15 protein-coding genes are annotated in these 14906 nt (G+C 31.2%); 6 read left to right on the top strand and 9 right to left on the bottom strand.

All coding sequences use genetic code 11. The annotated features are described in order from the left end of the window. Positions 1-347: 347 nt before the first annotated feature. From ACH2CG_RS00360 to ACH2CG_RS00345, 4 genes are read left to right on the top strand one after another with little or no spacing between them, the layout of a single operon-like run. A complete protein-coding gene (locus ACH2CG_RS00360; protein WP_395061056.1) occupies positions 348-716 on the top strand; it encodes a hypothetical protein in 369 nt (122 codons plus the stop codon). Positions 717-722: 6 nt separating this feature from the next. Next, entirely contained in the window at positions 723-1256 is a 534-nt protein-coding gene (locus tag ACH2CG_RS00355) for a hypothetical protein (RefSeq protein ID WP_395061054.1), read from the top strand. Positions 1257-1260: 4 nt separating this feature from the next. Beyond that, a complete protein-coding gene (locus tag ACH2CG_RS00350; protein ID WP_395061052.1) occupies positions 1261-1800 on the top strand; it encodes a hypothetical protein in 540 nt (179 codons plus the stop codon). A gap of 6 nt (positions 1801-1806) precedes the next feature. Continuing rightward, positions 1807-3588: a T9SS type A sorting domain-containing protein gene (locus ACH2CG_RS00345; protein ID WP_395061050.1), complete on the top strand. Its 1782-nt coding sequence runs from the start codon at positions 1807-1809 to the stop codon at positions 3586-3588. On the opposite strand, the gene ACH2CG_RS00340 is transcribed toward ACH2CG_RS00345, so the two are convergent. The 4 genes from ACH2CG_RS00340 to ACH2CG_RS00325 form a co-directional block, all read right to left on the bottom strand. Beyond that, a complete protein-coding gene (locus tag ACH2CG_RS00340; protein WP_395061048.1) occupies positions 3589-6759 on the bottom strand; it encodes a UvrD-helicase domain-containing protein in 3171 nt (1056 codons plus the stop codon). It abuts the gene before it with no gap. A 57-nt stretch (positions 6760-6816) separates the two neighbouring features. Next, a complete protein-coding gene (locus ACH2CG_RS00335; protein WP_395061046.1) occupies positions 6817-7434 on the bottom strand; it encodes a transposase in 618 nt (205 codons plus the stop codon). Between the two features lie 86 nt (positions 7435-7520). Next, the gene (locus tag ACH2CG_RS00330) at positions 7521-7814 is read right to left on the bottom strand and encodes a hypothetical protein (RefSeq protein ID WP_395061044.1); all 294 of its coding nucleotides are present in this window, start codon (positions 7812-7814) and stop codon (positions 7521-7523) included. Then, a complete protein-coding gene (locus ACH2CG_RS00325; protein ID WP_395061042.1) occupies positions 7811-8341 on the bottom strand; it encodes a GNAT family N-acetyltransferase in 531 nt (176 codons plus the stop codon). The genes ACH2CG_RS00330 and ACH2CG_RS00325 overlap by 4 nt, the downstream gene beginning before the upstream one ends. A 263-nt stretch (positions 8342-8604) precedes the next feature. Between ACH2CG_RS00325 and ACH2CG_RS00320 the strand changes: the two genes are divergently transcribed. Then, positions 8605-9213, top strand: coding sequence for a superoxide dismutase (locus ACH2CG_RS00320; RefSeq protein ID WP_395061040.1), 609 nt, complete (start codon positions 8605-8607; stop codon positions 9211-9213). Between the two features lie 417 nt (positions 9214-9630). Here ACH2CG_RS00320 and ACH2CG_RS00315 read toward each other — a convergent pair whose 3' ends face one another. The 5 genes from ACH2CG_RS00315 to ACH2CG_RS00295 all read right to left on the bottom strand — a co-directional run bounded on the left by ACH2CG_RS00315 (position 9631) and on the right by ACH2CG_RS00295 (position 14374). Then, positions 9631-11529 carry an amidophosphoribosyltransferase gene (locus ACH2CG_RS00315; protein ID WP_395061038.1) on the bottom strand — a complete coding sequence of 633 codons (1899 nt, stop codon included), beginning with the start codon at positions 11527-11529 and terminating at the stop codon, positions 9631-9633. A gap of 155 nt (positions 11530-11684) precedes the next feature. Next, entirely contained in the window at positions 11685-12611 is a 927-nt protein-coding gene (locus ACH2CG_RS00310) for a PfkB family carbohydrate kinase (protein WP_395061036.1), read from the bottom strand. 106 nt (positions 12612-12717) lie between these two features. After that, positions 12718-13200 (bottom strand): ribonuclease HI, encoded by a 483-nt coding sequence (rnhA, locus tag ACH2CG_RS00305; protein WP_395061034.1) that lies wholly within the window; start codon positions 13198-13200, stop codon positions 12718-12720. A gap of 5 nt (positions 13201-13205) precedes the next feature. After that, positions 13206-13811, bottom strand: a complete 606-nt coding sequence (locus tag ACH2CG_RS00300; protein ID WP_395061032.1) for a hypothetical protein — start codon at positions 13809-13811, stop codon at positions 13206-13208. Between the two features lie 2 nt (positions 13812-13813). Beyond that, positions 13814-14374, bottom strand: a complete 561-nt coding sequence (locus tag ACH2CG_RS00295) for a phosphoribosylglycinamide formyltransferase (RefSeq protein ID WP_395061030.1) — start codon at positions 14372-14374, stop codon at positions 13814-13816. A gap of 176 nt (positions 14375-14550) precedes the next feature. Between ACH2CG_RS00295 and ACH2CG_RS00290 the strand changes: the two genes are divergently transcribed. Further along, on the top strand, positions 14551-14787 hold the full coding sequence (locus ACH2CG_RS00290) for an acyl carrier protein (protein ID WP_007137004.1): 237 nt from the start codon (positions 14551-14553) through the stop codon (positions 14785-14787). Positions 14788-14906: the final 119 nt, after the last annotated feature.

Raw genomic sequence — 14906 nt, 5'->3', positions numbered from 1 at the left:
TTGCCACGAAGACGCTAAGTCACGAAGGTTTTTGGACTCGAATTCTAATTATTTTATTATTACACAAATTTAAAACTTCGTTTTATTTATTTCAATAAATTAACTCTTTTTTAAATAATTCTTTTATTCTAAATTTTATAATCATACCAAAATTACGAAATATTCAACAAAAAACTAAAATTATTAAATTATTAACATAACTACAACGTTATCGAAATATATTATTAATGTTAAATTTTAAAAAAACTGTAAATATTCTTGCAAAAGTCGTTTTTTTTTTTATTTCGCTATTGAATATGCAAACAAACATTTATTAACCGTTGAACTTTTCAACTAAATTAAACATTATGAAAAAAATTGCATTAATGACTATTACTTTAATTGTTTTAAGTTCTTGTAGTAAAGACGAACCAATAGATTCGACTTCATCACAATATCAAAAATCTAAAATTAGCCAAATTGAAATTGAAAATTTTAAATCTGTTTTGATGAAAGATATAGATAACAGAATTTCGTCTAAAACATTAACTGGTAAAGATGATATTGTTTTAGGCAATCAAAATCAAGTTCTAATTTATGATGCTTCTTGTAAATTACTTATTTCTTCGGGAATGACTGAAAATAAGGTTAAATCTTATTCAAACCATTTAGAAGTTATTGGCCTTGCAATGGATTTCTTTGCAAATAATAATCAACAAAATCAATCTATTAAATAATTTACTATGAAAAAGTTTTTTTTATCTCTAATAATTTGTTTTAGTGTTTTTAGTTATTCTCAAAAAAGAGTTTTAATTAACAACCTATCAACACTTCCTGTTACAATTATTGCAATAAATACTGTTGGTACAAGTAACGCTCAATATCCATCGATAAGAAGTGAAACTCCTAGCAACTTAATTATACCAGCAAGTCAATCAAGAACGATGCAAAGTCCGACATCAAATGTTACTCAATTTCCATTTAACTCAACCTCTTCTAGTATACAATATACCTCTTGGAGAAGATTTACAAGTGGAACAACTTCAAGTACAGCACCAAATAATAGTGGAAATATTACAACATTATATGGAAATGGCAACAAATTTAATTTTGCAGAAATTACAGTTGGGACATTAAATTACAAAATTGGAACTGGTTTAAATAATAGCTCTTCGACCTCGTTTACTGGAACATCTGGAACTACTAACTTTACTATAACCTATTCAGAAAATGTAATTGCGCCTGGAAATATTCAGTATATAATTCAAATTAATTAATATCATGAAAAAAATAATTTTACTTACGTTTTTGTTTTTATCATTTACAATTAACGCACAAAAGACAGTTTATATTTACAATGGTTCTTCAAAGATTTTATATGTTGGTAACTTAAAGACAAAAAGTTTAACGAGTCCAAATACTTATTTAGTTACTAATAATTACAATGTTATTAATGGTATATTGCAACCAGGACAGATACTTATTTTAGAGAATACAACAAGCGCAACACGTTTTCCGTTTCTTTATACATCAAGCCAAATAAGCAATTTATCTGTAGTTAATTGGCAAAGAACAATTAATAACGGAGCTACTTTCAGTACTGTTAGTAACAGTGCTGCATATTCAGCAAATGGTGCTAGTCAAATATTTGACAGAGCAAGTTTTAGAATAGGAACTGGAGGTAGTCTTGGAAGTTTTACACTAGGTGTTGGCTTACCAACTATTGTAAGCGGTAGTACTTGGACAGCAGATTATACAACCAATACCGATCCAAATTTTCCCAATTTACAAGAAACAGTAATAACAATTAATGACTTATAAATTATCATGAAATCCTCACTACTTTTTTTGATGTTATTTTCTTCATGTGTTTTCAGTCAATCAGTAAGTTTTACCAAGACATGGTCAACTTATTATTGCGATGGTTACACCTTTGTTAACATGTCGGCTGTAGATAAATTAGGAAATATTTACATGGTTGGAAATGTAAAAGGAAATGGAGTTAATTCTCAATTTACACCAACATTAAATGCGCATCAAACTCAATATGGTGGTGGAACTTGTGATGGTTTTATAACAAAATTTAGCCCAAACGGTGAAATCGTTTGGGCTACTTTTTTTGGAGGTATTAATGATGATGCTATTGAAAGTATAAGTATTGATGGTAATAGTAACTTAATATTATCTGGATCTACAACAAGCCCTAATAATATTGCAACTACCAATAGTTATAGACCAAACATAACAGGAAATATTAATAGTTATTTGTCAAAATTTACTAGTGATGGACAATTAATATGGTCAACTTATCTTACAGATTATAATTCATCAAGTACTGTAGGTGTTGGTAATAGTTCCATACTATTAACAGATACAAGTGTTACCCATGATGCAAATAACAACATTTATATAATATCTACCACTGGCGAGGATAATCAAGCAACGTCAGGTACTTTTCAAACAGACAAGCAAAGTGCTAAATCCTTAATTTCAAAGTTTTCACCTAATGGACAAGTTATATGGTCAACCTATTATGGCATTAACGAAAGTTACTTGTCAGGATTATGCGTAAATCAAGCCGGACTTTATGTCTCGGGCAGATCAAGCAGTTGTAATCAAACAGTTGCTTCAAATTATTTTGCAACGCCTAACTGTTATCAAAGTGATGGTTATAACGAATGTGGCACTCCATTTGTGTCTAAATTTGATTTAATAGGACTACGAGAATGGAGTACTTATTATGGAGGAAATAACATTCAAGAAGACATCATATTAAAAAATAGTATCAAGTGTTTTGATGACAATTTATATTTTGTTGGTTATACTTATCTAGATACAGATATTGCAACAACTGGAAGTTTTCAAGAAAACAAAGACTTCCAATACTGTAATTATTTAGCCAAATTTAATTCAAGTGGACAGAAAATTTGGGGAACTTATATAGGGTTAAATATTTTAAATAATTATATTATACTTCAAAATTCGTTAGAACTAGATTTTTCTGGAAATGTTTATGTTAGCGGCGTTACCAATTTTCAAAACAATATTAGTACACCAGGATGTTTTCAAAACAATATAGTTTATACTCAACCAGATTTTAATGTTGATGCTTTTGCAATGAAATTTAACCCAAATGGTGAGCGAATTTGGGGTACCTATTTTGGAGGAGAAAATCCTGAGTATTTAGGAAATATATTACTTTACCAAGATTATTTTTATATGTATGGTTTTACGCAAAGTACAAGTGGTATAAGTACGCCTAACGCTTTGCAAGAAAATTACAATACTAATGGAATATCTAATTTTTATGATAGCAATATATTTTTAGCTCGTTTTGATCCAATACCATTATCCAATTCAACATTTAACGAAGACTTTTTTTCAATTTATCCTAATCCTAATAATGGTACTTTTACAATTTCATTAAAGGAATATCCGTTAGAACATTTAAAACTGGAACTTTACGACGTTTTAGGTAAAAAATTAGCAACACAATCGTTAGGTCAATTAGAAACAAGCATCAAAACCAATAATTTAGCTAAAGGCATTTATCTAGCTAAAATTTATTCAAAAAATAAATCTACTAGTAAAAAAATAATTGTTGAGTAATTACAAATTTACAATTTCAATTCCTTCTCCTATATATATAAGCGATTTTTTTGCAACTTTAAATCCCATCGATTCAATTGCGTTTTGATAATTTTCTAATTGCGCTTTATATTTTGGCAAATGCGAACCTGTTTTATAATCTAACAAATAGATTTCATTGTTAGCATTCAGCACCATTCTATCGGGTTTTACCAAATTTCCTTCTTTTTGGATGATGGTTTGCTCGTTTAAAACTTTGGTCCCGTCTGCGAAAAAATCTATTAAATCATGATGATTTACAATTTCGTTTATCGTTTTAGTGACTTCATCTTTTTGAGTAAACACAATTAATCCGTTTTCGATGGCTTTTGTTATGGCTAAATCAATGTCGTTTTTAATTTTTATAAATGAAAGAATTTCGTGAATGGTGTTTCCGTATTCTATGGCATTTTGCTGTTTTGTATTCCACATTACGCTTTCTCTTTGGGCAATTTTGATGCTTTTCGGATTCAAAGTCGATGCAATTTGCGGAATTACTTGCGTTATTTTTTCGGTTTTAGTATCAACTGATAATTTTTTGGCTTGACCGAATTCATAAGTAAAATTGGTCTCTTCAAATCCTTTATCTTCAAGAAATTCTATAAAAAACGATGATAAATTATTAGGCAAACTTCCATCTCTTTTAATATTCATTGCCGAAATTACGTGCAATTGTTCTTCGGCACGCGTTAAGGCAACGTACAAAACATTTACCGTATCTAATAAATCTTCCTGTTTTTTCTGATTGTAAATTTGCGATGCGTCTTCGCCATAACCTTCTACTTTGCTGCTTTTATCGACCAAAGCTTTGGGCAAACCAACAATTTCTTCATCGGCATTGAGCCACATTTTTTGTTTCGGACTTCTACTGAAATCTTCTTCGGCAAACGGAAAAATCACTACTGGAAATTCCAATCCTTTAGACTTATGAATGGTCATAATTCGAACTGCGTCGTTTCCTTCGGGCGATGGAATGCTTAATTTTTCTCCGTTTTTATCCCAATAAGTAAGAAAATCGGATATTCCTGCTTGGTTTTTTATATCACGTTCCAATACAATATCCAAGAAATATTGCACGTAGGCATTTCGTTTTGCCATAGGAATAACTTTAGAAATAATAATTTCTGTAGCTTCGTACAATGATTTTTTTCGGCTGTTTTCAAATGAAAATTCCAATCCGAATTGCGAAAGCCACGTTTGAAATTCCTTCTCGTTTCTATGTTCAATTCCTTGAAATATAAAATCGTGAACTGGCAATGCATCTTGTTGATTGTTGGCTAAATAATACAAGAAATTTGCCTTAGCTTCAAGATCATTATTATTTTTCAAATATCGCAATATATGAATTACACATTGCACTTCGGAAGATGCGCCAATCAACAAACTTTCGGATGAAAGAATTGGAATTCCGTTTTCCGTTAAATGATTTGCAATGGCTGTTCCTTGCGATTTTTTACGTGTTAAAATTACAATGTCTTTATTTCGAAAACCATTGGCTTTTGATTCTTGAATTTTCTTAAATGTTGCTTCTAAATACAATTCGTTTCTGTCCAAACTGTCTTCGTCAAGTTCTTCTTTCTCTATTTTTGGAATAAAAGAAATAGACACGAATCCGCCTTTTTTACTGTTTGTTTTTTGATGGCTGTGGTTCAAATACAACTCTTTGTAATCTTCGTTTTGAAATTCTTTAGATAAAAATCCGAAGAAATTATTGTTGAAATCAATCACTTCAGAATAACTTCTGTAATTGGTATCGAGCGTAAAAGGTTTTTTATCAGGATTATTAAACGGATTTTTATCTTTACTTAATTCGATAAATTGCTCGGCTTTTCCACCACGCCATCGATAAATAGATTGTTTTGGATCTCCAACCAACATTAGCGAACCTCTTTCGCCTTGCAAATCTTCGCTAACCAAAGCATTATCTATAAGCGGAATCAAATTTTGCCATTGCATTTCGGAAGTATCTTGAAATTCGTCAATGAAAAAATGCTTGTATCGTTCGCCCAAACGCTCGTAAATAAAAGGTGCAGGCTGATTTTGAATTTGTTCGTTAATCAACTTATTGAATTCAGCAATGGAAAGAATATTTTGTTCTTTTTGGATTTTTGCTAATTCATTACTAACGGTATTCAACAGCGAAAGTGGTGTAATGTTTTTTAGAAAAGCTTCGTAAAAATTTCGCTTTTCAAATTTGGTATAAATGGATTTTAAAAGTTCTAAAAGTTGCGGAATTATTGATTCTATTATCGCGCCATCTTTAGCCGTTTTATTGATTTTTATATCGTCAAATTCATGGTAGGTTTTATTAGCCGGATTGAATTTTCCTTCTTGAATACTAACCAAGTGTTTTGGAAAATGTCCAGCAGAAAACGACTTTAAATCGATTCCGTTTTTTTCGATTAGTAACAAAGATTCGGTTGCCAAATCTACAGTTTCGGCTTCAATTTGTTTGGAAAGTTCGCCGAGTTTGTTTTTGATTTCTACAAATTCGGCAATTGTTTTATTGTTAAAATGCGTAATTTCTTCGCGGTTGTTTTCGTTTAAAATCAATCGTCCAGTATCCATAATTTCTCGTGAAACGTCCCAACTTTTATCGTCGTCGGTTTTTTCCATTGTGAAATCTACCAGTAAATTGGTCAGCGTTTCGTCTTCTCCAGCTTGTGCAATAATGGCGTCAACTGCTTCTGTTAATAGGTTTTCGGTGTCAAGTGAAACTTCAAAAGTTATGGGTAAATTCAAATCGTGCGCGAAAGCGCGAATGACTTTATGCGTGAATTTATCGATGGTAGAAATATCAAAAGCTGCATAATTATGAATTAGGTTTTTGATGATGCTTTTGGCTTTGACTTGAATAGTTTTTGGATTCCAATGTGATTTTTCTTCAAGATTTTCGTTGATTTCTTTGAGAATATCGTGCATCAATTGCAACGCTTTATCGGATGGACTATCTTTGGAAAACTCGGACAGACTTTCTACAACGCGGCTTTTCATTTCGTGTACCGCTTTGTTGGTAAACGTAATGGCGAGAATGTTTCTGTAGGCATCATTTTTACTAGATAACAGAATAATTTTTAGATATTCTTTTACCAAAGTATAGGTTTTTCCTGAACCTGCGGATGCGTCGTATATGGAGAAAGCTGGTTTTGTCATTTGATTTTATTTAACCCTTTTAGAGTTTTGAACTCTGAAAGGGTTGTTATTAAAAAATTATTCAATTATTAAATCTATAATTTCATTGAAATTTTGTTTTTGAGAATGATAATCAATGAATTTTTCCTTTGATTCAAATATATTAATAACATTATCACGTTTTAATTTTGTTGGTTTATCTGAAATGATTGTTTCATAAGAACTCCAAGGATAATTATTTATATGATCTGTAAACCTATGAAATACTGGATTGTTATGAATATAAAAAATTAAATTTTGAAAATATTTTTCAGATTTTACTAATTTTCTTTCGAAAGGCTTTTCAAATAAACTTCCTGTTCTATTAAATTTTTTATTTATTGCTTGTGTGTATGCATTAAATAAGTGTCCGAATTGTTTAGATGCATCAATTACTTTTGGGCTTTCAACTGTAGAATATTCGAGTTTTGAAATATCAATTTCATCATCAGTTTTAATGTATACTAATAAATGAAAATGATTTTTCAACAAACACCAGGCAAAAGTATCAGCAATTGGTATTATATATTTTTCATAAAGTCGCAGAAAATGATAATAACTCTCGGTATCATAAAATATATCAATACCATTATTGCCACGGTTATAAATATGGTAATAACTTCCTCTTTCTAGCGGTTTAGGTTTATATGAACTCATTTTTGTTTTATTTTAATTAAACCCTTTCAGAGTTTTGAACTCTGAAAGGGTTTTTGAAAGAACGATTTCCAAATTTAAAACAATCTCTAATCATCATAATATTTGAAAATTAAAGATTTTGATACTTTATCAAATTTAAAAATATATTTATCACCAAAAAAAATATTCGAATTGTAAACTAATAATATATCGCCGACATCATCTTTATAGATAAATTCTTTATTTGGTTTTCCCCAATCAGATTTAAATATTTCTATACTTACACCTAGTTTTTGATTTTTAAATTTAGAATCTTTCTTGTATCCTTTATATATAAAAATTCCAAATATTAAAACTAATACAACTGCTGTTACAGTGAAAATATCGCTTATTTTTTTCATACTAATAGTACTTTATTAATCCGATAAATATAATTCAATTTAGAATCTTCTCCGTAATATTCTACTTCAAATTCGTCAATTTTTATTCCGCCAATTTTTTCTAATGCTTTTTGAGAACGAATGTTGTTGGCGCCAATGTGAAAATAAATGGTGTCAACGTATTGAAATGCATAGTCCATCATGAGTTTTTTTAATGCTTTGTTGTAACCATTTCCCCAAAATTTTCTTGCTATAAAAGTGTAACCTATTAATATGGAATTGGTTTCTGGATTATAATCATAAAATCTAGTACTGCCAATGGGTTCGTTGGTTGTTGCTTCACGGATAAAAAATGCACCTTTGGAAGCGATTGCTCCTTCAAAAAAGTTTTGGAAAACTGGTTTTTGATAGCGTAATTTATTGGGATGTTGTTCCCAAAGTAATTCGTCGTTTGCTACAGAATAGAGTTCTTCAAAATTTGTTTCTTGAAGTGGCTCTAATTTTAGTAACTGATTTTGCAGGTGTGATGGTTGTAAGTTGAAATTCATTATTGTTTCGATTGTGTTAGCCCAGAGTGCAATGGAAAGCTTTGTGAAGGAAAATTATATTTTTTCTTGTTGTAAAAAAGCGACCATAGAAGCTCTTTTTACAGCTTAGAAAAAAATAATTTTACAAACAAACTTGCAATGTAAAGCTGGAAATGGCTTCTAAAAGGATTTAATAAAATTATAACGTAATTGTGTAACATTTTTAGAAGTTAAATTTATAACTTTGAATTCACATAGTAGTAATCTTTTAAAATAAATATATCATGGCTTTTGAATTACCACAATTACCTTACGCGTATGACGCTTTAGAACCAAATATTGATGCTAGAACGATGGAAATTCATCATTCTAAACACCACAACGCTTATACTACCAACTTGAATGCTGCTGTTGCAGGAACTGAATTGGAAGGTTTAACGATAGAGAATATATTGATAAATCTTGACAAGAAAAATGCTGCTGTTAGAAATAATGGTGGTGGTTTTTACAATCATAATTTGTTTTGGACAGTTATGTCACCTGATGGTGGTGGTTTGCCAACTGGTGAATTACTTGAGGCAATTGAAAGAGATTTTAAATCGTTCGACGAATTTAAAGCACGTTTTAGCAAAGCTGGCGCAACTCAGTTTGGAAGTGGTTGGGCTTGGCTTTGTGTTAAAAAAGGTGGTGAACTTGATGTGTGCGGAACTCCAAATCAAGACAATCCGTTGATGCCAGAAGTTGGATGTGGCGGAACTCCAATTTTAGCAATGGATGTTTGGGAGCATGCTTACTACTTGCATTATCAAAACCGTCGTCCCGATTATATTGAAGCATTTTTTAATGTTATCAATTGGACAGAAGTTGCAAGACGATATGCGTTAGAGAAATAGTTTTTTATCAAGAAAAAGTAAAAAACCGTCATGTTGAAGAACTTGACGGTTTTTTTGTGTGAATTTTTTTAAAAAGACGTTCGTTTTCACGAACGCCTTTTTGCCCCAAATCTACCATAAACTTAACCTACTAAGTTCTATGATGCAGCAAACATAGTGGGAAGATGCTTACAAATGCTTATAAAATGATAAATATATTGGAATGATAGGCAAATGAGAGTAGAATTTACCTTTTTGAAAGTGGAACTTATAGAAAATAAAAAAGGTGAAATTTCTTTCACCTTTTTTGCCCCAAATCTACCATAAACTTAACCTACTAATGCTATGGTTCTCCAAAGATATATGCCCGAGTGTTGTGTTTCAAAATATTATTGATGAATTACAATAATAATCGACAAACTACATGTTTTGCGTTTTTTAGTATGCTCTTGCGTCTTTTCCTTCATAGAAATTCATAAATGCTCGGTTAACAACGCGGTTTCCGCCAGGTGTTGGATAGTCTCCGGTAAAGTACCAATCGCCCAAATTTTTAGGACAAGCTACATGAAGATTATCAACCGATTGAAATATGATTTTTACTTCGGCTTTTACACTTGAGGTTGTTAATAATTGTGCTATTTTATTGGATATTTCCATATCGCTAAATGGCGAATATATTTCTGTTACATAATTAACTACATCAGAGTCTTTTAAATTCTCTTGTGTCTTGCATTTTTTATAAACCTCATCAACAATATCATATAAATTTCGCTCTTTTAAAAGTTCAATTGCTGCTTGAAAAGCTACTAATCCTTCGAGCTTTGCCATATCAATTCCGTAGCAATCTGGATAGCGAATTTGTGGTGCCGATGAAACAACAACTATGCGTTTAGGATTCAATCGATCCATCATTTTGATGATACTCATTTTTAAAGTGGTACCACGAACGATACTATCATCAATAATCACTAAATTATCGGTTGGTTTTATAACTCCATAAGTTACATCGTAAACGTGCGCTACTAATTCGTCACGATTTTTATCATCGGTAATGAACGTTCTTAGCTTGGCATCTTTTATTGCAATTTTCTCTGTTCTAATTTTTACCGATAATAATTCATTTAACGTTTCTGCTGTTAATGTATTTCGGTTATCAAGAATATGTTGGTTTTTTCTTTGGTTTAAAAAATCTTGAGCTGCTTCTACCATTCCGTAAAATGAAGTTTCGGCTGTATTTGGAATGTATGAAAAAACGGTATTATCAGTATCGTCATCAATTGCTTCCAAAACTGCTGGAAGAATTAATTTACCAAGATTTTTACGTTCTTGATAAATTTCGGCATCGCTTCCTCTTGAAAAATAAATTCTTTCGAACGAACATGCTTTTTTTACTGTTGGAACAATAATTTCTTCTTCGGTAACTTTTCCGTTCTTTTTGATTATTAATGCATTTCCTGGTTGTAGTTCTTGCACTTTATCAAATGGAACGTTAAAAACCGTTTGAATAACTGGTCGTTCTGAAGCGACTACTACAATTTCGTCGTCTTCATAGAAATATGCAGGACGAATTCCGGCTGGATCACGAAATACAAACGCATCGCCATGACCAAAAAGTCCGGCCATTGCATATCCTCCATCCCAACCTTTGGAAGCGCGTTTTAATATTTTTGCAATATCTAATTTTTCAGCAATTACTGGTGAAGCTTCTCTTTTAGACAATCCGTTGTTTTTACATTCTTGGTATAAATCGGTTACTTCATCGTCTAGAAAATGCCCTATTTTTTCCATTACAGTAACGGTATCTGCCATTTCTTTAGGATGTTGCCCAAGTTCTACCAAACTGTTAAAAAGTTCTTTAACGTTAGTCATGTTAAAATTTCCTGCAACGATAAGATTTCGGTGCATCCAATTGTTCTGACGTAAAAATGGATGAACACTTTCAATGCTATTTTTTCCAAAAGTTCCGTAACGAACGTGACCTAAAAATAATTCTCCTATGTATGGAATATTGGCTTTTTGTGCCGCAACATCATTTACATATTCTGGGTGCAAAGTCAACTCTTCATTAATGCGTTCGTTTATTTGCTTAAAAACATCTTGAATTGCTTGCGCATCATTAGATCGAACTCGACTAATATATCGTTCGCCTTGTTCAACATCTAATTTAATTGATGCAAATCCGGCGCCATCTTGTCCGCGATTGTGTTGCTTTTCCATCAAGAGGTACATTTTTTGTATTCCGTAGAAAGCTGAACCGTATTTTTCTTTATAGAATTCTAACGGCTTTTTTAATCTTAAAAGTGCAATTCCACATTCGTGTTTGATTGCGTCGCTCATTGTAGTTGTATTTTAGTTGTGTTGTTTTGTTTAGACACGAGTTGTAAAATGCTTCGTGTTATTTTTTAATATATTTCACAAATATTTAGTAGTAAACTATTTATACTATTTGTGTATTTGAAATAAAAATGCCCCGAAAATTTCGAGGCATAAATTTATGATAATTCTATGTCAAATTGTGTTAAAGCTTTGAATTGTTTCAATCTTTCTTGCACCTCTTCTTTTTTCAATGTTTCCATTCGTTCGGTTCCAAATTTCTCAACGCAGAACGAAGCTAAGTTGGAGCCGTGAATGATTCCGTTTTTCATATTGTCAAACGAAATGTTTTCGCTTTGCGCGATGTATCCAGAGAAACCACCAGCAAATGTGTCACCTGCACCGGTTGGATCAAAAACTTCTTCTAACGGAAGCGCTGGAGCAAAGAAAACTTCTTTGTTATGAAACAACAATGCGCCATGTTCTCCTTTTTTAATTACTACATATTTTGGACCCATTGTATGGATTTTTGCAGCCGCTTTCACTAATGAGTATTCGCCCGATAATTGACGTGCTTCTTCATCGTTAATTGTAATTACATCAACACGTTTTACAATGTCTAATAATTCTGGCAAAGCACAATCCATCCAAAAATTCATCGTATCAAGAACTACTAATTTTGGTGTAGTTGTCATTTGATCAAGAACTGAGCTTTGAACTAATGGATGCAAATTTCCCAACATTACCACATCGGCGTTTTTAAAATCTTGAGCAACAACAGGATTAAAATCGGCTAGAACGTTTAATTCTGTAGCTAAAGTATCACGAGAATTCAAATCGTTGTGGTATTTTCCGCTCCAAAAGAATGTTTTTCCACCTTTTACGATTTCGATTCCAGAAATATCGATGTTTTTCGCAGTCAATAAATCAAGATATTCTTGCGGAAAATCTTCTCCAACTACAGAAACAATTCCTGATTTCACATTAAAATGTGATGCTGAAAGCCCAATGTAAGTTGCAGCACCACCAAGAATTTTATCTGTTTTTCCAAAAGGAGTTTCGATAGCGTCAAAAGCAACCGTTCCTACTATTAAAAGTTTGTTCATTTTTACGTTTTCAAATTAAAGGTGCAAAGATAAACTTTAGTTTAGAAGTTTAAAAGTTTATAGTTTAAAACTTTAAAAGGATTTGTGGATTAAAGTTTTGGATAGTTTACAACAACTTCCCATCTTCATTTTCATAAAATGCATCAATCGATAAGTTAGGCAAACCTGATGCATAAACGGCTAATTCATCGCAACGTTCATTTTGTGGATGATTGTTGTGTCCTTTTATCCATTTGAAATTTACTTGGTGTTTACGGTAAATTTTTAAGAATCGTTTCCATAAATCGGAGTTTTTTCTTCCTGCGAAACCTTTCTTTTCCCAACCTAAAACCCATTTTTTCTCCACAGAATCCACAACATATTTAGAATCGGAAATCACTAAAACCGTCATGTTTGGATTTTTTAGTTTTTCTAAACCTACAATTACTGCAAGAAGTTCCATTCGATTATTAGTTGTATGTCGAAAACCTTCATAGAATTCTTTTTTGTGTGGCGTTCCTACTAATTCCATAACCACGCCATAACCACCGTTTCCGGGATTTCCTTTGGCTGCTCCGTCTGTGTAGATGTGGACTTGATGCGTTTTCAAAATAATTACTTAGTTAATGCTATACTTTTTATCAATTTTTCAAAAAGATTATTATTGTCTTCTTTACCAACTTCTTCAATAAAATTTAAAGAAATATAATATCCTTTTCTTAAAATGTAATAACTGTTGCTCTTAATTTCATATTCCTTACCTTGATTTTTAAGCAAAAATTGAACTGAAAACTTTACAACATCATTATTAGAAATTTGAACAATTGTGGGGTTATCAACAAATCTGAAGTTGGTCAACGCTTTTTTGGCACTTTCATTGGAATCTTGAACAAATTTCAGAAAATCTTTACTGTCTTTTGATTCATTTAAAATAGTTCTGATTTTTATTGTTGGGATAATTCCGCTATATTTTCTTGAATCATATTTAGTGTAAGTTGAAATATTGAAAGAAGAATTGTTTTTCTTTAAAAGCTCCTCTAATTGATCATCTGTAAGTTCATAATTATCTAGATTCTTTAATATATCATCGTTATTCACAGAAATCCAATCGTTAGGAACGTCCATTGAAAATCCTAATTTTTTTATTTCTATTCTTTCTTGTGAATAAAAATTTAGTACTCCAAAAAAGAAGAAAATAGTTAGTAGAATTGATTTCATCATTTTTAAATTAAAAGTTTTTCAATAACTTCTGGAAAATGCAATTGTTCTAAAACGCTATTTTTGTCTGCAATTTCTTCAGCCGATTTACACTCTTCGATATTCACCGATTTTTGAAAAATAATTCCGCCTTCGTCATAATTTTCGTTCACATAATGTATGGTGATTCCTGTTTCTTTCTCATTATTTTCTAGAACTGCTTGATGCACATTAATGCCATACATTCCTTTTCCGCCATAATTTGGTAAAAGTGCTGGATGAATATTTATTATTTTATTTGGATATTGTTTTATAATTGCATCTGGAAATTTTAATAGAAATCCGGCAAGAACAATTAAATCGGGCTGAATTTTATTTATTAATTCTAAAACTTTTCCTTCATTTAGTTCTTGACGCGTAAAAATTTCGGTTGGTATTTCAAACTTTTTTGCTCTTTCTAATACTTTGGCATTAGGATTGTTAGTAAAGATTTTGAGTACGTTCGCAACACTTTTTTTATTGAAATGTAATATGATATTCTCGGCGTTAGAACCCGATCCAGAGGCGAATATTACTATCTTTTTCATTTATACTGTAATTTTTATTACGCAAAAAAAAGAATAATAAATGATAATAAATAATATAAATGAGGACTTTGTGAAATAATTTTTTTAATTTCGTATTCACATTTACTAACTAAAAGGTGGTTTTAAGATAAAGTTTTTTATTTTTGCCAACAATTAAAATTTTAAAATTAAAGATTATGTCAGACATTGCATCAAGAGTTAAAGCGATTATCGTAGACAAATTAGGCGTTGACGAGAATGAAGTTGTAACAGAAGCAAGCTTCACAAACGATTTAGGAGCAGATTCATTAGACACTGTTGAGCTTATTATGGAGTTCGAAAAAGAATTTGATATTCAAATTCCAGACGACCAAGCCGAAAATATTGCTACAGTAGGTCAAGCTATTTCTTACATCGAAGAAGCAAAAAAATAATAAAATAAATAACCCGTTCGCAATACTTGTGTGCGGGTTTTTATTATTTTTTTTGATTTAGAAAAAAAATTAGACTATTTTTGATTGAATTTCAATCACACTATATTGAAATACCCTTG

Origin of the sequence: Flavobacterium sp. (assembly GCF_043778725.1) — a bacterium.
GTDB lineage: Bacteria > Bacteroidota > Bacteroidia > Flavobacteriales > Flavobacteriaceae > Flavobacterium.
Note: the sequence above shows the minus strand (reverse complement) of the source record. Positions and strands in the feature narration are given on the sequence as shown.